The organism is Mucilaginibacter sp. (genome assembly GCF_965277465.1).
Classification (GTDB): Bacteria; Bacteroidota; Bacteroidia; order Sphingobacteriales; family Sphingobacteriaceae; genus Mucilaginibacter.
Map to the genome: position 1 here is coordinate 1,362,151 of NZ_CBDICW010000001.1, position 18,360 is coordinate 1,380,510.

Below are 18,360 nucleotides of genomic sequence, written 5' to 3' on the forward strand. Positions count from 1 at the left end.
CATCCAGCACATTTAAAGCTGTAAGCTATTCTCACGTTCCGTACTCAGGGGTGGTTACTTCGCTTTCTTCAAATTCGTAATCGGTTAATGGCGGGCATGAGCAGATCAGCATTCTGTCGCCATAAGTATCGTTTACCCTGCCAACTGATGGCCAGAATTTGTATGCAGCAACATAAGGCAGCGGGTAAGCTGCTTTTTGACGGCTGTAAGCATGTTCCCATTCGTTAGCAGTAATTACTGCTGCCGTATGCGGCGCATTTTTTAAAGGATTATCAATTTTGTCTGACAGGCCTTTTTCAACTGCGTCAATTTCATGACGGATAGCGATCATAGCATCACAAAAACGATCAAGCTCGTGTTTAGGTTCTGATTCTGTAGGCTCAACCATTACCGTACCCGCAACCGGGAAAGATACAGTTGGCGCATGGAAACCATAATCCATTAAGCGTTTGGCAATATCGGTAACCTCAATGCCAAAGTTTTTAAATGAGCGGCAATCCAATATCATTTCGTGTGCGCAGCGGCCACTTGTACCGGTATATAATACCGGGTAATGGTGCTCTAAACGGGTTTTGATATAGTTAGCGTTCAGTATAGCATAACGGGTTGCATCGGTTAAACCTTTGCTGCCCATCATGGCAATATAAGCATGTGAAATGATTAAGATAGAGGCTGATCCCCAGGGGGCTGATGATACGGCATGGATAGATTTTCCTTTTTCAATATCAACTACAGCATGGCCCGGTAAGTAAGGCACCAGGTGATTTGCCACACCGATAGGGCCCATACCCGGGCCGCCACCACCATGCGGAATACAAAATGTTTTATGCAGATTTAAGTGACAAACATCGGCACCAATATTGGCCGGGCTGGTTAAGCCTACCTGTGCATTCATGTTAGCACCATCCATATAAACCTGGCCGCCATTTGCATGGATAATCTCGCAGATCTCGATGATCGATTCTTCGAACACACCATGTGTTGATGGGTAAGTAACCATCAGGCATGAAAGTTCGTTTTTATATTGTTCAGCTTTGGCCCTTAAATCGGCAACGTCAATGTTTCCATTTTCATCACATTTAACAACCGTAATTTTCATGCCGGCCATTGCTGCTGATGCAGGGTTGGTACCATGTGCCGATGACGGGATCAAAGCAATATTACGGTGACTATCGCCCCTGTCGTTATGATAAGCACGGATCACCATTAAGCCTGCATATTCGCCCTGTGCACCAGCATTTGGCTGTAAGCTCATGGCTGCAAAACCTGTTATCTCGCTTAACCAGGTATTCAGTTCGTCAAATACCTGCATGTAACCGCCAACCTGGTCGCTTGGTGCAAACGGATGCATCTTGCTGAACTCTGCCCAGGTAACCGGCACCATTTCAGTAGTCGCATTCAGTTTCATGGTACATGAACCCAAAGCTATCATTGAATGGCAAAGTGAAAGGTCCTTAGCTTCTAATGATTTAATATAACGCAGCATTTCATGTTCTGAATGATGCGAATTAAATAAGGCATGCGTTAAATAAGCCGATTTACGTTGCAGTTCGGCAGGGATAACGGTTACCAAATTAGCCTTTAACTCTTCGTAGTTAACATCACTTAATGTTTTGCCTTTTACCTTAGCAAAAAAGCGAACGATGTTTTTAATATCCTCAGGCGATGTAGTTTCATCGATTGAGATAGTAGCGGTTGAACCTTTATAGTTAAAGTTCATCTCGTTATTCAGCGCTTCTGATTTAAGAGGGCCTGCTAAAACACCTAACTCAACCTTAATGGTATCAAAATAAGAATCGTTTAGCTGCTCGTAACCTAATTCCTGTAATGATCCGGCTAATAAAACAGCTAAGCCATGTACCCTTTCGGCAATCAGCTTAACACCAGCCGGGCCATGGTATACAGCATACATACCGGCCATAATAGCCAATAATGCCTGCGCGGTACAAATATTTGAGGTTGCTTTATCCCTGCGGATGTGTTGCTCGCGGGTTTGCAAAGCCATGCGCAAAGCATAGTTTCCTGCACTATCAATAGTAACACCTATTATACGGCCTGGGATAGAGCGTTTGTATTCTTCTTTAGTGGCAAAAAATGCAGCATGTGGTCCGCCAAAACCCATCGGGATCCCGAAGCGCTGGGTTGAGCCAACAACTATGTCGGCACCCCACTCGCCAGGAGGCGTTAATAATACTAAGCTCATTATATCGGCAACAACGGTAAGTTTAATGCCTTTTTCGTGAGCTTTTGCAGCGTAAGCTGTATAGTTATAAACTGCGCCATTTCCGGCTGGATATTGAACTATGGCACCAAACATATCATCTGTTAACTCAACAGACTGGTGGTCGCCAATTCTTAATTCAATGCCGTAAGGCTGTGCGCGGGTTTTTAAAATATCAATAGTTTGCGGAAACAATTCTTCGGATACAAAGAACACGTTAGCGCTTTGGTTTTTACGCAGGCTGTATTGCATAAACATCGCCTCGGCTGCAGCGGTACCTTCGTCAAGTAATGATGCATTTGCAATTTCCATCCCGGTAAGTTCAATTACCATGGTTTGGAAATTTAATAAAGCCTGTAAACGCCCTTGTGCAATTTCGGCCTGGTAGGGGGTATATTGGGTATACCATCCCGGGTTTTCAAGAATGTTACGTTGTATAACACCCGGAACAATTACATCATAGTAACCTTGGCCAATAAAAGATTTAAATACCTTGTTTTTTGATGCCGTTTGCTTTAATGTGTTTAAATAATCAAACTCACTTTTTGCCGGCGGAAGATTCAGCGGCGCTTTAAGCCTGATCTTTTCAGGTACGGTTTGGCTGATCAGTTCATCAAGTGAATTTACACCTACAGCCTTTAACATTTGTGCGGTATCAGCTTCGTTTGGAGCTATATGACGCGATTGGAATTTTTCCTGGTAATCAATATTCAACATCATCAAATGGGTATCCCTTAAATTTAGCGCAAAGGTACAATTTTAACACATCAGTAGCAATTGGCAGGCGCATGAGTTAGCTATTTTACAGAAGGATGTAATATGCCCTTTTGCTATACCGCAAGCTGCCTTAAATACATTTGGATGGTGTTTTCCAAACCGTAATATAAAGCATCACTTATCAGTGCATGGCCTATACTTACTTCAGCCAATCCGGGGATGTTTTGGGCAAAGTATTTAAGGTTTTGCAAATCCAGATCGTGCCCGGCATTGATACCTAAACCGGCTTTTTGGGCAACTTCGGCAGCCTGTACATAAGGTTCAATTGCCGCCTCCCTGTTTGCCTGGTAATTATGTGCATAGGCCTCGGTATATAGTTCAATACGGTCGGTTCCGGTAGTAGCGGCCGCTTCAACCATCTCAGCAATAGGGTCAACAAAAATAGAAACACGGATACCTGCATTTTTAAATACAGCAATCATATACTTCAAATATTCCTGGTTGGTAATGGTGTCCCAGCCGTGGTTACTGGTTATCTGTCCTAAAACATCGGGTACTAAAGTTACCTGCTCAGGTTTATTGGCTAAAACCAAATCAATAAATTTTTGCTCCTGGCAATTACCTTCAATGTTAAACTCGGTGGTTACATTTTTTTTAAGGTCGAAAACATCAGCATAGCGGATATGCCTTTCATCCGGCCGCGGGTGTACCGTAATGCCTTGTGCGCCAAAACGCTCACAATCTTTTGCTACTTGAACCAGATCGGGGTTGTTACCACCGCGTGAGTTGCGCAGGGTTGCAATTTTATTTATGTTGACAGATAGACGGGTCATAATTTATTTATTGTTTCAGCTATTCAATATCAGTTTTAGTATTATAAGTTTGCTATTAAGGATTTGTGTTTATAAAACTTAAATAAATTTGATCCGTTATTGCAATTGCAAAACTACTATGAAACAAGCATTAAAATATTCTATACTGTTTTTTTTATTTACGATTGGGACAATAGCTGCTAATGCACAGGCTAACTACCGCAAAATTGAAAATTATAAGGTTTACTATGGCTGGGCTAAGCACTTTCCGCAGGATTGGATGATCATCAGGGAGTTTCAAAATGAGGGTAAGGATTATTTTCTTTTGGTAAACCCCCAAACGCTGGAAACCAAAATTGATGAAAGCAATTTTTACCAGGTTAAGCCCATGTCATTATCCGAGGCCCGTACATTTTTTAAAACAAGCCCTTACCAAAAGGCGCTTACCAAAGCCGAAAAACAATCGGTAAATATCCAGGATGCCGGCATTGAAAGCGGGATGCCCAAAGAAACCGGGATCAGCCTTACTGCCGATCTTTGCCCATCACACCGCCCATTAGATAAGCGCATCTTTACCGATATTATAGCTGAATTTAAAAAGGTAGAACATCCTGTACCCGTAGCCTTATCAGTTACCGGGATATGGATGCGCCAGCATCCGCAGGATTTAGACTGGCTAAAGAAAATGCAGGCCGATCATGAGATCTACATCACCTGGATCAATCATTCCTTTAATCACCGCGTAAGCCTGAAGCTTCCTCTTAGGGAGAATTTTTTGTTGGAGGCAGGTACAGATATTAGTTATGAAGTGCTGGAAACCGAAAAGGCAATGCTTAAAAACGGATTGCTGCCATCGGTTTTCTTTCGTTTTCCGGGCCTGGTGTCTGATCAGCAATTGGTGTACAGGATCACTGATTTTGGATTGATCCCTATAGGTACCGATGCCTGGTTAGCTAAGGGTCAGCAGCCACAGGCCGGCAGCATTGTACTGATACATGGTAACGGAAACGAGCCGGTTGGTGTAAATGATTTTATTAAACTACTGCAATCAAAATCACAATCTATCGCTAAAAAACAATGGCTGCTTTACGACCTGCGCCAAAGTGTTGACGAAGAATTTGAAGGAAGTAATTAATTACCAACGGTTTTTTCAGATGCTACGGCCTCGGGCGTCTGGATCTCATTTAATGATAACGGGATCAGTTTTTTGGTTTTAAGATAGGTGATAGTAACAATTGCAATGGTCATACTTCCCCCAAAAATTACCGATGGTACGGTTCCTAATAATTTAGCAGCCGTACCTGATTCAAAGGCACCGATCTCATTTGATGAACCTATAAACATAGAGTTTACCGCCGATACCCGGCCGCGCATGTGATCAGGTGTTAAGAGTTGCATAATAGTCCCCCTGATGATTACGCTGATACTATCAAAAGCACCCTCGGTAAACAGGAAGAACAAGGAAAGATAAAAGCTGCGCGAAAGGCCGAAACAGATAATAGACAAGCCAAAGCCGGTAACTGCTATCAGCAGGTTGCGCCAGGGCTTACCCATAGGCGAGAACCTTGCCATGGCCAGCATGGTTAAAACAGCACCTAATGATGATGTTGCCCGCATTATACCTAACCCTTCGGATCCTACCTTTAAAATATCATTGGCAAATACGGGTAGTAAGGCCACTGCACCACCAAAAAACACCGAGAATAGATCAAGGCTCATAGCCCAAATGAGCATTTTGCTTTTAAAAACAAAGTTTATACCTTCTTTAAGGCTCTCCCAAATGTCTTCCTTCGGAACAAATACCGGCGGGTACGACCGTAGCCTGTAGATCAATACAATAGAAAGGATCAGGAATGCAATGATAACGCTAAACGCAGCCGTGATGCCATAAAAACCATAGATCAAACCACCGGCAGCGGGGCCAAGGATGGAGGCAACCTGCCAGCTTGAACTGCTCCAGGTGCTTCCGTTAGGATAAACCTCTTTAGGGATGCTATGGGCATAAATGGTAAAGGTAGCCGGGCCATAAAAAGCACGGGCCAGTCCATTTAAAAATATCATACTGTAAATAATGGGGATGATCCAGTCTTTATGAATATAGCCGCTCATGCTTTGCATGGTAACGGTAAACATAACGATGGATGCAAAAAATACAAGTGCAGAGATAATGAGGAGCATTTTTCGCTTTTCAGATTTATCAGCAACATAACCTCCATATAAAGCAATGCCAATTGCCGGAATTGCTTCGCAAAGGCCAACAAGACCGAGTGCAAAAGCACTTTTGGTTAACTGGTAAATGTAAAAGCCTACAATAACGGCCTGCATTTGATAGGCAAACGTGAAGAAAAACCGCATACCTACGTATGAGCGAAAGTCCTTGTATCGCAAGGCTGCAAAAGAATCTGTTTTGGGTTGACTATCTCCGTCTTCTGACACTGTGAGTTTTTAAGTTGCCGCAAATTTACAATTTGTGGGGCAATGCAGAAAAACTATAAGCTATTTGTTAAAAAATTACCGTAAATACACAATTAGTGGCTTTACGGTAATTTTTAAATTCCTTCTGGTTTTGAGGTACAAAGTATTGTGCCTCTACAGTACAAATTAAAATCCGTGCTGATCTATCAGGTAAACTAATGATGCCATAGCTGCCGAACCAAGTTCCAGCTCGCGTTTGTTTACGTTTTCAAATACATCTTTAGCCGTATGGTGCAGGTCGAAATAACGTTGCGAATCGGGCAGATAGCCTATAATTACTACGGATGGCGCTGCACTTACAAGCGGTTCAATATCCGAACCTCCGCCACCGGCAATCAGGCGGTCAGCTTCATAAGGTTCCAATAATGGTTTCCATTCTTTATTGATCTTTTTTAATGCTGATGCAGATAAGCCGGTAAAGCCAAATCCCCTTGGGGTAAAACCACCTTCGTCGGTTTCAATGGCGGCAATATGCTCTTCCTTGTTTTTAGCAGCTAATTCAGCGTATTTAATACCGCCTTTTTCGCCGTTCTCCTCGTTCATAAAAAATACCGCCCTGATAGAGTTTTTAGGGTGATAGTTCAATGTTTTTAAAATGCGCAGTACTTCTAAAGATTGCATTACGCCTGTGCCATCATCATTAGCACCCTCGGCCAAATCCCATGAATCCAGGTGACCGCCTACAGTGATAAATTTATTAGGGTTTTCGCTCCCCTTTAATTCGGCTATTACGTTGTATGATAAAGCATCAGGTAATTGCTTGCAGCTTTGCTTAAAGTAAAACTTAATCAAAGGCATTTTGCGCATCTTTAGCATGGAGCTTAATAAGTTGGCTCCTTTGGTTGATATGGCTGCCGCAGGGATCTTTATGTCACCATAAACAGTTGCGCCGGTATGCGGGTAATCATCAATAATTTCGGTAAGCGAGCGTACTATAACACCTACTGCGCCATATTTAGCAGCTTCGCCCGGGCCTAAAAATCGCTGATCGCCTGCTGTGCCGTAGGCCATTCCGGTTTCAATAAAACGCGGGTCAAACGGGCGGTTAAAGAAAACTATTTTTCCTTTAATAACATCTTTACCTAATGTTTTAAGTTCCTGCAAGCTGTGTACTTCTATCACATTGGCAGTTATACCCTCTTTTGGAGTAGCAACCGACATACCCAATGCACAAATAGGTACGGCTATCTCTTTAGTGCCGTCAATTATTTTGGCTTGTTCTTTTTCTCCGCGTACCCAATGCGGTACCATTACTTCCTGTAAAAAAACATGGTCAAAGCCATAGCTTTCCATAAGTTTTTTACCCCATTCAACAGCCTTTTGAGCATTTGCTGATCCGCTTAAGCGCGGGCCTATGTTTTTACACAGATAATGCAGGTTTTCATAGCATTTGCCATTAACCAAAGCTTCATCATAAATTTTACGGATGGCTAATGAATCCTGCGCATTAGCAAGTGCTGTTGTAAAAAGCAGCAAAAGGGAAAGTAAAAGTTTTATTTTCATTCAGATCAGTTTAACAATCGTAAAAATAACATTTACAGCCAAAGTTTAAAGCTGTATTTTTATTATGAAGAGATATGCTGGTTATATTAGGAAATCTTATCCCAGCTAAGACCAAGGTCTTTTGATTTTACGGAGTGGTTAAGGATCTGATTTTCGGGCAGGGCCAGTTGCGGGTCTTTTTCAAATATGCCCTCAACGCATTTGCGTGCCTTTAAAAGTAGTTCCTGATCGGTTACCAGGTTGGCAACTTTTAAATCAAGTATCCCGCTTTGTTGCGTACCATCAATACTGCCCGGGCCGCGAAGCTCAAGGTCGGTTTCGGCAATTTCAAAGCCGTTATTGGTTTTTACCATGGTATCAAGCCTTATCTTTCCATCGCGGCTTAGCTTGTGGGTACTCATTAATATACAGAATGATTGCTCAGCCCCACGGCCAACACGCCCTCTTAACTGGTGCAGTTGCGACAGGCCGAAACGCTCTGCATTCTCAATGATCATTACCGATGCATTAGGCACATTAACGCCTACCTCAATAACGGTGGTTGCTACCATAATCTGTGTTTCGCCTTTTATAAAGCGGTTCATTTCGGCTTGCTTATCCGCGGCTTTCATTTTTCCATGTACAATACTGATCCTGAAATCAGGCAAAGGAAACTCTCTCGACATTACCTCTGTGCCATCCTGCAAGTTCTTAAGGTCAAGTTTTTCGCTTTCCTGAATTAAGGGGTAAACCACGTAGATCTGTCTGCCCTTTGCAATCTCCTGCTTCATAAAACCAAACATCCGCAGCCGTTGGTTCTCATAAAAATGAACGGTTTGGATTGGCTTACGCCCTGCCGGTAACTCATCAATCACGGAAACATCCAGGTCGCCGTACAAGGTCATGGCCAGGGTACGCGGAATAGGGGTGGCTGTCATCACTAATATATGTGGCGGGATGGTGTTTTTGCGCCATAGTTTTGAACGCTGTTCCACACCAAAACGGTGCTGCTCATCAATTACTACAAAGCCTAAGTTTTTATATTGAACCTTGTCTTCTATAAGGGCATGGGTGCCAATCAATATTTTAAGATCGCCGCTTTCTAATTTTTCATGGAGTACCCTGCGTGCTTTTTGTGGGGTACTGCCTGTTAGCAAACCCACTTCAATTAAATCATCGCCAACTAATTCTTTGATGGTTTGGTAATGCTGATTAGCCAAAATTTCGGTTGGTGCCATGATACAGGTCTGGAAACCATTATCAATCGCTATCAGCATGCTCATCAGGGCAACAACGGTTTTACCGCTGCCAACATCCCCCTGCAACAGGCGGTTCATTTGTACGCCGCGCTGGGTGTCCTGCCTTATCTCCTTTAATACACGCTTTTGTGCATTGGTTAATGGGAAAGGTAATTTATGGTGATAAAATTCATTAAATATATTGCCAACGGTACCAAATATATTCCCTTTGAATTTTTGGGTATGCAGCAGTTTGGTTTTTAACAGCTTAAGCTGCAGCAGGAAAAGCTCCTCAAACTTTAAGCGGTGCATGGCCTCATTAAGCTTTGTGGCATCCTCGGGGAAGTGGATGTTACGGTAGGCTTCGGCCCGGCCCATCAGCTTAAACTGCTGAATAATATACAGGGGCAAATTTTCATGGATGTCCCTTATATGCTGCTCCAATAAAGCAGTTACTAATTTTTGGATCCCCTTGCTATCTAAAGTGTATGTTTTTAGTTTTTCGGTAGAGTTATAGGCAGGTTGAAGAGTTAAGTTACCCTTGCGTTGCGCTGTTGCGGCAGGAGCATATAACTCCATTTCGGGATGCGCCATTTGGGCCTTGCCGTTAAAAAAACCCGGCTTGCCAAACAATACATATACCTTACCCGGGATAAGCGTTTTTTCGATCCACTTAATTCCCTGAAACCATACCAGTTCAATTACCCCGGTATCGTCCTGTGCCTGGGCAACCAGGCGTTTGGTATGTTTTTCGCCAATAAGTTCTTTATGCGTTAGGCGGGCCAGCACCTGTACATAGGGTAGTTCGGGTTGTATTTCCTTTACTTTATAAAAACGGGTACGGTCAATGTATTTGTAGGGGAAATAGTTGAGCAGATCATCAAAGTTTGCAATTTGCAGTTCTTTTTTGAGGATCTCTGCGCGGCTAACACCAACTCCTTTTAAATATTCAATCGGCGTATCAAATACCTGGCTGTTCAATTATTAAAATATCAGGGCTTAAGGGCTGTAACAGTTATCTCAACATTAACATTTTTAGGCAGGCCGGCAACCTGAACGGTTTCGCGCGCTGGAAAGCTTTCTGTAAAGTAGGTGCCGTAAACCTCATTAACCAGTGCAAAGTTTTGCATATCCATTAAAAATATACTGGTTTTAACAATATGACTAAAATCAACACCAGCCTCTGTCAAAATAGCTTTAATGTTTTCCATAACCTGTTTGGTTTCGGTTTGTATATCGTCCATAACAAGCTCGCCTGTTGCCGGGTTAATAGCCACCTGGCCCGATACAAATAAAAGGTTACCGGCAAGTACAGCCTGGCTATAAGGGCCAATAGGTGCAGGGGCATTATTGGTATTGATAATTGTTTTCATGCAGTGTTTATGTTTATGAAGGGCAATAGTATGGTATTGTTATGCTGATGCAGCTATTATTTAAATAGCAGCCAATAAACCAGTTTCCAGATGATGGCGATTAAAAAAACACTTATAGCAATTGCATTTATAATATGCATAGCCCTAAGGTTAAAGTTTGTTGGCCTGTTTGGATCTTTTTTCCGGAAAAAATACATGAACAAATTTACATAATTTTTTTTCTCAATAATATCTTCGGGCAATACAAATGACTTTTTATGCGGTTGTTTTAGCGGGGCTAATAAAAAAACAGGCCACAACAAAAAAGGCCTCCCTATTCGGGAGGCCTTTTTGATATAATTTTTCTACAAAATTATTTGTGGAACTCAACGCGACGGTTTGCAACACGTCCTTCTTCAGTTGAGTTATCAGCAATTGGATGAGTTTCACCAAAGCCTTTAACTTTAATACGTTTTGCATCAACACCTGAGTTAACTAAGTAAGTTTTTACAGAGTTAGCACGGTCTTTTGATAAACGCATGTTGTGAGCAGCAGTACCTTCAGATGAAGCGTAACCAGCTAAAGTAAGCACACTTGAAGATGATCTTAAGTCAGCAGATGTAGCATCTAATACTGGGTAAGAAGAAGTCTTCAATACTGAGCTATCAAATTCAAACTGGATGTTTGAGTAAGCAGCAGCAGCTACAGTAGCAGCTTTAACAGTATCAGCTTTAGGGAATACGATAGGGCAACCTGAACCATCAACTACAGTACCTGCAGGAGTGTTAGGGCATTTATCGAATTGATCAGCAACACCGTCACCATCAGAATCTTTCTTCAGGTCATTAACTGCAGTTTCAACATTTGTAACACGGCCTTTTAAAGCTTCAACTTCCTGACGTAAAGCTGCATCGTATAATTCATCATACATCATTGCAACCGGGTTAACCCACTCTAAATTTTGTTTAGATTTAGGACCGAAAGTATACTCTAAACCACCGTAAGTGTATGAGTAGTGGTTAAATGTAGGGTAAGTATGGAAACCTGAGAAATTGTAACCTTTAACAAAGTCAACTGTGTAACCAACATTCAATGCTAACGCATCTGTTAGTTTGAATTTAACACCAACACCAACCGGAGCAACTAATTCTTTTACGTTTTTACCGTAAGAACCTGTATTTCCTGCTGCATCAGTAAAAGTTGGATTGTAGAAATCTAAACCTAAACCGGCAGAACCATAAAAGTTAACTGCGTTTTTGCGGTGTAAAAAGCTAACACTACCGAAATCAACAACGCCACTTAAAGTAACTTGGTTGAATTTAGTTGTGTAAGAAGAGTAGCCAAATTTAGATGTACCACTTGGGTTGTAAGTAGATGCCTGATCTTCACCTTTAACTTTACCGCCAGTGTAATCTAACTGTAAGCTAAAAAAGTGTGATAATTGATCTCTTAATGAAGCGCCATAGCCTAAAGCGGCTTTGAAGTGATTAGTAGAGTTGTTAGCAAAAGGAACAAGTCCTGATGTTACACCTGCATTAATACCAAGGCTGAATGTGTTGTACTGACCTGCACCACCAAATACCTTGGCAGTAGAAGTTGTGTCAGACATTGCCATTTTTTTCATTGATTTAGCTGAGTCGGTTTGGGCAGAAGCTGCACCAACTGCCATCAAGGAAACACAAGACAATACGACTGTTTTCTTTAATGTAGAATAGTTCATAGTTTTAAGATTAAACGATTTAATTGTGATTTTTTTCAAAAATAGTAATTATGTTTGAATTTGTAACCAAACATTGTTCCAAATTTTGTAATATTAGTACAAATAAAGGGAAAAAATTGTTTTCTAAAAACTACAAAACATATATAAATGAAATATCTGCCCATTAATAATGAGATATTTATAAATAACAGGATAAATTACGTTTCACAATTAAAGCCCTCGTCCTTAGCCATTTTCCATTCAAATGATGAATTTCCACGGAGCGGCGACCAAAATTTTCTGTTCAAACAAAATCCAGATTTTTTTTACCTGTCAGGCATCGATCAGGAGCAAAGTATAATTTTACTGTATCCCGACTGTCCTAATCCACTATACAGAGAAGTACTGTTTTTAAGACAAACTAATGAACACATTGCAGTGTGGGAGGGACACAAGTACACTAAAGAGGAGGCAAAGAAGGTTTCAGGCATTGAAAATATTTATTGGCTGAGTGAATTTGATGTGATCTTGCAGTCGGTTATTAACTATGCAGAACACGTATATATTAATACTAACGAGAACGACAAATACGCCGCTACGGTTCCATACCGCGATATAAGGATGTATGAAGCCATGCGGGCTAAATACCCTTTACATAAGTATGAGCGTTCGGCTGTTATACTTCGCAGCCTTCGGGTGGTAAAGTCGCCCATTGAAATTGAATTAACCCAAAAAGCCTGCGCAATTACCCGTGATGCCTTTGTACGGGTGCTTAAGTTTATAAAACCCGGTGTTGCCGAGTATGAAATAGAGGCCGAGATAACCCATGAGTTTTTACGCCAGCGTGCAACAGGCCATGCTTATAGCCCTATTATAGCATCAGGCAAAAATGCCAATATCCTGCATTATAACGATAATAACCATGTTTGTAAAGATGGCGACATCATTCTGTTTGATTTTGCCGCCGAATATGCCAACTACAATGCTGATATGAGCCGTAGCGTCCCGGTTAATGGCCGTTATACCAAACGCCAGCGTGCTGTTTATGATGCAGTGCTGCGTGTTATGCGCCAGGCCACCACGCTGATAGTTGATGGCGCCGTATGGAGTGATTACAATGATGAGGTTGGAAAAATTATGACCAGCGAACTGATTGGCCTGGGTTTATTGCATAAACACGACGTAGCCAAACAAAATCCTAAAATGCCATTGTATAAAAAGTACTTGATGCACGGTACCTCGCACCACCTAGGTTTAGATGTGCATGATGTTGCCAGCCGCTATAAAAACTTTGAAGTTGGCAATATTCTTACTTGCGAACCCGGTATATATATCCCAGAAGAGGATTTAGCTGTGCGTATTGAAAATAACATTTTAATTACTGCCAGTGGTAATATTGATCTGATGGCTGATATTCCGGTAGAGGCTGAACATATTGAAGAAATTATGAACAGTTAACGAGGAGCTTACATTAAGCTATATAAGCAGCAATAAAACTATACAGGTTAAACCCTGGTAGTAAAGAAGCTTCAGCAATTGCATGCTGGAGCTTCTTTTTGTTGATACCGGCCATTTGTTTTTGCTGGATAAGCTTGTAGGCTTTTTCGGATAAAAGAAATTCCTTGCGCTCATTTTTTTGATCGGGCTTTGAAAGAATAAACGCAGTTACCTCATCAATCCCTTCGCCTTTTGAAGCTACTGTTTTAAATACGGGCAATGAATCATGCTTTTTTTGGCCGAAGATCTTTTTTAAATTATTTACAAACAGGTCGGCATCTGCCCTGTCGCCCTTATTTACTATAAAGGCATCAGCAATTTCCATCAGTCCCGATTTTATATTCTGGATCTCGTCGCCGCTTTCGGGCACCAATACCAGTAATGTAATATCGGCAAGGCCGGCTATTTCAATTTCTGATTGGCCTACGCCAACCGTTTCTACCAAAATATAATCAAAACCTGCGGCGCGCAAAACATCCGTCATTTCAATAGCCTTTGCTGATAGCCCACCTAATGAACCGCGTGTGGCCAACGACCGGATAAAAACATCGGGATGGTTAAAGTGTGGTGCCATCCTGATCCTGTCGCCCAATAAAGAACCAAAGTTAAATGGCGAAGTAGGATCGACCGCCAAAACGGCAACCTTACTGCCTTTTAATAATAGGTTGCTGATAAGGGCATTTACCAGCGTGCTTTTACCTGCCCCCGGCGGCCCGGTAATACCTATAACAGGTACACTTTTATTAAAGGTGAGTTTTTTTAAAAGCTCATCGGCGCCGTTAAGGTCATTTTCAACAATAGTTAAGGCACGTGCCACCGAACGAAAATTATCGCTGGTAATTATTGCCGGTAAATTGTTAATGCTGCTCACCCTTGTTGTTTGTAAATGCAAATGAATAAAATTATCTCAACATACATTAATATATCTTTATAATTGCAGTTATAAGCGTTTTTACGTTCATAAATTTATAGTCCTGGTTATTTTAAATGTCAAAACCATCAGTATTAGTTACGTTCGATTCAATGAAAAACCCAAACTCGGGTTATTTTTCTTTTGGAAAAGGCTTAGGTGATGCGCTTATCCGCCAAAACCAGGAACGTTTTAAGCTGGAGTATTACATGTTTAAAAACACAACCTACTTTTTTAATGGTAAGGTTGATGTAATGTACTTAAACAGGCTGCACAATATTTATTTTCCGGCCCGTAATAAGTTTGATGTTGTTCATTTTACCGATCAAACCTGCCGCCTTAAGCCCTACAGTGTAAATGCCAAAAAGATCATGACCATACATGATATTAATAAGGTACACCTGGAGTTTAGCAAGCCACATAAAATAGAGGCACATATCAACAAAATAAAAAGATATATATCCTACTGTGACAAGGTGGTTACCATATCGCAATTTGTGGCCGATGATATATTAAAATACATCCCCGGGGCTCAAGAGAAATTAAGCGTTATATATAATGGTGCTGATAAGCTTATTGTTCCGGCTGATCATCAGCCCGCGTATCAGCCTGAAAAAAAGTTTTTATTTACTATAGGGCTATTATCGGTTCAAAAAGGATTTCATTTATTGCCGCCACTTTTGCAGGGTAATGATTATGAACTGGTGATAGCCGGCATTGAAACCCCGCATAAGGAAAAGATATTAGAAGTTGCCGAAAAGTTTGGCTGCCGCGACAGGGTAACCATAACCGGCCCGGTAAGTGACGATGATAAGGCCTGGTATTATAAAAATTGCAGCGCTTTTTTATTCCCCTCTGTTGCCGAAGGTTTTGGTTTGCCCGTAATAGAGGCCATGTACTTTGGCAAGCCTGTATTTTTATCAAAATTTACTTCACTGCCCGAGGTTGGGGGTGATGCAGCTTATTACTTTGATAACTTTGAGCCTGAACACATGCAACAGGTTTTTAAAAAAGGAATGCAGGATTACCAGGAAAACAACAGATCGGCAGCTATTAAAAAACATGCAGGCAAATTCTCGTGGGATTCAACGGCACAGCAGTATATGGATTTGTACTTAGAATGCCTTGGATAAAAATTTAACCTTTAGGCAGGAAGTTTGTACCTGCCATTAAAATATAATGAAAGTTGCCGGTTTTACATTTATCAGGAATGCGATAAGGAACGACTATCCCGTTGTGGAGGCCATTACTTCCATATTGCCTGTTTGCGACGAGTTTATTGTGGCTTTGGGTAATTGTGACGATGATACCGAACAATTGATAAAAGGAATTGATTCGCCAAAGATCAGGATTATCAATACCGTTTGGGATGATTCCCTGCGAGATGGCGGAACCGTATTTGCTGCCGAAACTGACAAAGCATTTGCCGCCATAGCTGCTGATTTTGATTGGGCCTTTTATATACAGGGGGATGAGTGCGTGCATGAAAAATACCTTCCGCTGATAAAAAAGGAAATGGAAGATAATTTGAATAATAAGGCTGTTGAAGGCCTGTTGTTTAAATACCTGCACTTTTATGGCTCGTACGATTATTATGGGCATTCGCGCAGGTGGTACAGGCGCGAGATCCGGATCCTGCGGAATAATAAAGCCATCCACTCGTACAGGGATGCGCAGGGTTTCAGGTGGGGCGACCGTAAAATAAACGTGAGGTTGATTGATGCCTATATTTATCATTACGGCTGGGTAAAACCGCCCGAAGGTTTAAAAAGTAAGCTACGCAACTTTAATCTTTTTTATCATGACGATGCCTGGCTGGCCGAAAATCTGCCCGAAACGTTTGAGTTTGATTATAAAAATGCCGACAGGCTGATTCATTTTACAGGCAGCCACCCGGCAGTTATGCAAAAACGCATAGCAGCCACCAACTGGAAACTGGACATCGACCTTGAAAAACTCCATAAAAAGATGACCTTCAGGCGCAAGGCATTGCAAAAAATTGAAGATATTACAGGCTGGCGGGTAAGTGAATACCGGAATTATAAAATAATTAAATAGCAGGCATAGTTTAAAGCGCAACAAAAGATGTTTAAAAAGAGGAATGCAATAAGCAAGCTATGGCTAAAGTTTACCGATAAGCCTAAATACAAGGAGTACAAGTACGACTTTGTAAATTATAAGCAGTTTCAGTTTACTGCCTCGCTTACCGGGCGGGTAAATAGCATTGACAAAATAAAAGCAATTACTGATGTAAACCATCAGCTTAATTTGATACACAGCGGTAATGCAGGCGATATTATTTATGCCCTGCCCACGCTTAAAAAAATTCATGAGTTAACAGGCGCGGCCATTAACCTGTATTTTAGGTTAGGCAGGCCTATGGATTTGCCATTATACAGTACTCATCCGCTGGGTAATGTGATGCTGAATCAAAAAATGGCCGATATGCTGTTTCCGCTTATCAGGTCGCAAGCTTATATTGATAGCTGCGAGATCTATACCGATCAAAAAATTGATGTGGATCTTGATTATTTCAGATCGGGCCTGATCCCTATGAACAAGGGGAATATTGCCCGCTGGTGTGGATATGTTACCGGCGTTAGTGCCGATCTGTATAAAAGCTGGTTATCAGTTGAACCTGATAAAACCTTTGCCGATACCATATTAATAGCCCGGAGCGGACGCTACCAAAATACCGAAATAGACCACTCATTTATCAGCAAATATCCAAAACTGGCATTTATTGGGGTTGAAAGTGAGTATAACGATATTAAAAAATACCTGCCCAACATCCAATGGATCCAGATGAATGACTTTTTGCAGATGGCACAAACCATTGCCGGCTGTAAGTTTTTTATAGGTAACCAATCATTTCCGTATTCAATTGCCGAAGCTTTGAAGGTGCCCCGGATCCTTGAGGTTGCTTTTGATGTGATCAACGTTGTGCCCGAGGGCGAAAATGGGTATGATTTCTTTTTCCAGGATCACTTTGAATGGCTGGTAGCCCATCTTAACGGGGATAAATAGTTACGCCCTTGGGTTATCCCTGTGCTTAAACTTATGTATCTGGTACCTGATCCACGTTTTTACGCCGAAATTTTTTAAGATCAGGCTTGCCTTGTCTTTTTGAAAAAGCTCATCAATCTGGCTGCCCGAAAGCCCGGTATGGTTAAAGTTTGCCAATATATGATCCTTATAAATAAAGTGATAAGCCTTATCCCCGCATAGCTTAAGGGTAAGGGCAAAATCTGCCGAGATGCGGTAACGGGTATCAAACTTATACTTTTCAAATACCGATTTTGGGTAGATCATGGCCTGGTGATATGGCCCGAACTTAGCAAACTGATAGGGGGTTAGTTCGCCGAGTCTTTTTAAACCCTCCGCAAATACATTGCCATAATATATTGCGTTCGGGTCACTCAGGTGCAACACCATGTCTGAAAACCCGGGTGCAAGTTCATCATCGGCACCAATAAAATAAACCCAGTTCCCGGCAACATGTGTAAGGGCTTTGTTCATGGCATCATAAACGCCGTTATCCGGCTCGCTTTTCCAAAAACTGATCTTGCTATTGTTGGCTTCTAAAATATTTAGGGTGCCGTCGGTGCTTTTGCCATCAATAATAATCAGCTCAATAGCTTTATACTTTTGCGCAAATATGCTATCCAGGCATTTTTGCAGCGTAGCAGCAGCATTATAGGTTACCACAATTACCGATATTACTGATTGCCGGCTTACTCTAATATCATTTTCCGGATGTTTTATTGGCATAACTAATTGCAGGTGTATAAAGTATCCGGCATTGCAAAGCTATTATATATTTTATTTAACTAATTACAGCGGTGTAAAATTCATCTATGGAGAAGGCATAGTTGGGTATATCAGCCAATAAACAACTTTTTGTTATTTTTATTAGATTAGCTTCAACAATTATAGGTTTCTATTTTTGTTGGAGCT

At 41.5% G+C, this 18,360-nt stretch carries 15 protein-coding genes; 5 read left to right on the plus strand and 10 right to left on the minus strand.

What is annotated here, in order from left to right:
- Window positions 1–31: 31 nt before the first annotated feature.
- Together gcvP and ACQY4U_RS06280 are read right to left on the minus strand one after the other, a co-directional pair.
- Window positions 32–2,941 carry an aminomethyl-transferring glycine dehydrogenase gene (gene gcvP, locus ACQY4U_RS06275; RefSeq protein ID WP_428328540.1) on the minus strand — a complete coding sequence of 970 codons (2,910 nt, stop codon included), beginning with the start codon at window positions 2,939–2,941 and terminating at the stop codon, window positions 32–34.
- 110 nt (window positions 2,942–3,051) lie between these two features.
- Window positions 3,052–3,771: a pyridoxine 5'-phosphate synthase gene (locus ACQY4U_RS06280; RefSeq protein WP_428328541.1), complete on the minus strand. Its 720-nt coding sequence runs from the start codon at window positions 3,769–3,771 to the stop codon at window positions 3,052–3,054.
- A gap of 118 nt (window positions 3,772–3,889) precedes the next feature.
- Here ACQY4U_RS06280 and ACQY4U_RS06285 point away from each other — a divergent pair, with 118 nt between their 5' ends.
- Window positions 3,890–4,885 carry a polysaccharide deacetylase family protein gene (locus ACQY4U_RS06285; RefSeq protein WP_428328542.1) on the plus strand — a complete coding sequence of 332 codons (996 nt, stop codon included), beginning with the start codon at window positions 3,890–3,892 and terminating at the stop codon, window positions 4,883–4,885.
- On the opposite strand, the gene ACQY4U_RS06290 is transcribed toward ACQY4U_RS06285, so the two are convergent.
- The 6 genes from ACQY4U_RS06290 to ACQY4U_RS06315 form a co-directional block, all read right to left on the minus strand.
- A complete protein-coding gene (locus ACQY4U_RS06290) occupies window positions 4,882–6,186 on the minus strand; it encodes an MFS transporter (RefSeq protein ID WP_428328543.1) in 1,305 nt (434 codons plus the stop codon). The two genes, ACQY4U_RS06285 and ACQY4U_RS06290, sit on opposite strands and share 4 nt — an antisense overlap.
- Window positions 6,187–6,351: 165 nt before the next feature.
- Complete coding sequence (locus tag ACQY4U_RS06295; protein WP_428328544.1) at window positions 6,352–7,728, minus strand: M20/M25/M40 family metallo-hydrolase; 1,377 nt, start codon at window positions 7,726–7,728, stop codon at window positions 6,352–6,354.
- Between the two features lie 86 nt (window positions 7,729–7,814).
- Entirely contained in the window at window positions 7,815–9,926 is a 2,112-nt protein-coding gene (gene recG / locus ACQY4U_RS06300; RefSeq protein ID WP_428328545.1) for an ATP-dependent DNA helicase RecG, read from the minus strand.
- 11 nt (window positions 9,927–9,937) lie between these two features.
- Window positions 9,938–10,318, minus strand: coding sequence for a RidA family protein (locus ACQY4U_RS06305; RefSeq protein ID WP_428328546.1), 381 nt, complete (start codon window positions 10,316–10,318; stop codon window positions 9,938–9,940).
- Window positions 10,319–10,374: 56 nt separating this feature from the next.
- On the minus strand, window positions 10,375–10,515 hold the full coding sequence (locus ACQY4U_RS06310) for a DUF6728 family protein (protein WP_428329728.1): 141 nt from the start codon (window positions 10,513–10,515) through the stop codon (window positions 10,375–10,377).
- Between the two features lie 155 nt (window positions 10,516–10,670).
- Window positions 10,671–12,056 (minus strand): OmpA family protein, encoded by a 1,386-nt coding sequence (locus ACQY4U_RS06315; protein ID WP_428328547.1) that lies wholly within the window; start codon window positions 12,054–12,056, stop codon window positions 10,671–10,673.
- 108 nt (window positions 12,057–12,164) lie between these two features.
- Here ACQY4U_RS06315 and ACQY4U_RS06320 point away from each other — a divergent pair, with 108 nt between their 5' ends.
- Window positions 12,165–13,454, plus strand: coding sequence for an aminopeptidase P family protein (locus ACQY4U_RS06320; protein WP_428328548.1), 1,290 nt, complete (start codon window positions 12,165–12,167; stop codon window positions 13,452–13,454).
- A gap of 13 nt (window positions 13,455–13,467) precedes the next feature.
- On the opposite strand, the gene meaB is transcribed toward ACQY4U_RS06320, so the two are convergent.
- Window positions 13,468–14,364 carry a methylmalonyl Co-A mutase-associated GTPase MeaB gene (meaB, locus tag ACQY4U_RS06325; RefSeq protein ID WP_428328549.1) on the minus strand — a complete coding sequence of 299 codons (897 nt, stop codon included), beginning with the start codon at window positions 14,362–14,364 and terminating at the stop codon, window positions 13,468–13,470.
- 116 nt (window positions 14,365–14,480) lie between these two features.
- On the opposite strand from meaB, the gene ACQY4U_RS06330 reads away from it, so the two are divergent.
- The 3 genes from ACQY4U_RS06330 to ACQY4U_RS06340 are packed head-to-tail and all read left to right on the plus strand — an operon-like array spanning window position 14,481 to window position 17,430.
- The gene (locus ACQY4U_RS06330; protein WP_428328550.1) at window positions 14,481–15,536 is read left to right on the plus strand and encodes a glycosyltransferase family 4 protein; all 1,056 of its coding nucleotides are present in this window, start codon (window positions 14,481–14,483) and stop codon (window positions 15,534–15,536) included.
- Between the two features lie 46 nt (window positions 15,537–15,582).
- Complete coding sequence (locus ACQY4U_RS06335; protein ID WP_428328551.1) at window positions 15,583–16,461, plus strand: glycosyltransferase family 2 protein; 879 nt, start codon at window positions 15,583–15,585, stop codon at window positions 16,459–16,461.
- Between the two features lie 27 nt (window positions 16,462–16,488).
- The gene (locus ACQY4U_RS06340; RefSeq protein ID WP_428328552.1) at window positions 16,489–17,430 is read left to right on the plus strand and encodes a hypothetical protein; all 942 of its coding nucleotides are present in this window, start codon (window positions 16,489–16,491) and stop codon (window positions 17,428–17,430) included.
- On the opposite strand, the gene ACQY4U_RS06345 is transcribed toward ACQY4U_RS06340, so the two are convergent.
- Window positions 17,431–18,174 (minus strand): glycosyltransferase family 2 protein, encoded by a 744-nt coding sequence (locus tag ACQY4U_RS06345; RefSeq protein WP_428328553.1) that lies wholly within the window; start codon window positions 18,172–18,174, stop codon window positions 17,431–17,433.
- Window positions 18,175–18,360 lie beyond the last annotated feature (186 nt).

What these genes read in the sequence shown, in the direction of transcription:
- ACQY4U_RS06330 (WP_428328550.1), top strand. Translation starts at nt 14,481, where the DNA reads ATGTCAAAACCATCAGTATTAGTTACGTTCGATTCAATGAAAAACCCA.
- ACQY4U_RS06295 (WP_428328544.1), bottom strand. Translation starts at nt 7,728, where the DNA reads ATGAAAATAAAACTTTTACTTTCCCTTTTGCTGCTTTTTACAACAGCA.
- ACQY4U_RS06305 (WP_428328546.1), bottom strand. Translation starts at nt 10,318, where the DNA reads ATGAAAACAATTATCAATACCAATAATGCCCCTGCACCTATTGGCCCT.
- ACQY4U_RS06310 (WP_428329728.1), bottom strand. Translation starts at nt 10,515, where the DNA reads ATGTATTTTTTCCGGAAAAAAGATCCAAACAGGCCAACAAACTTTAAC.
- ACQY4U_RS06285 (WP_428328542.1), top strand. Translation starts at nt 3,890, where the DNA reads ATGAAACAAGCATTAAAATATTCTATACTGTTTTTTTTATTTACGATT.
- gcvP (WP_428328540.1), bottom strand. Translation starts at nt 2,941, where the DNA reads ATGATGTTGAATATTGATTACCAGGAAAAATTCCAATCGCGTCATATA.
- ACQY4U_RS06280 (WP_428328541.1), bottom strand. Translation starts at nt 3,771, where the DNA reads ATGACCCGTCTATCTGTCAACATAAATAAAATTGCAACCCTGCGCAAC.
- ACQY4U_RS06335 (WP_428328551.1), top strand. Translation starts at nt 15,583, where the DNA reads ATGAAAGTTGCCGGTTTTACATTTATCAGGAATGCGATAAGGAACGAC.
- ACQY4U_RS06320 (WP_428328548.1), top strand. Translation starts at nt 12,165, where the DNA reads ATGAAATATCTGCCCATTAATAATGAGATATTTATAAATAACAGGATA.
- ACQY4U_RS06340 (WP_428328552.1), top strand. Translation starts at nt 16,489, where the DNA reads ATGTTTAAAAAGAGGAATGCAATAAGCAAGCTATGGCTAAAGTTTACC.
- ACQY4U_RS06345 (WP_428328553.1), bottom strand. Translation starts at nt 18,174, where the DNA reads ATGCCAATAAAACATCCGGAAAATGATATTAGAGTAAGCCGGCAATCA.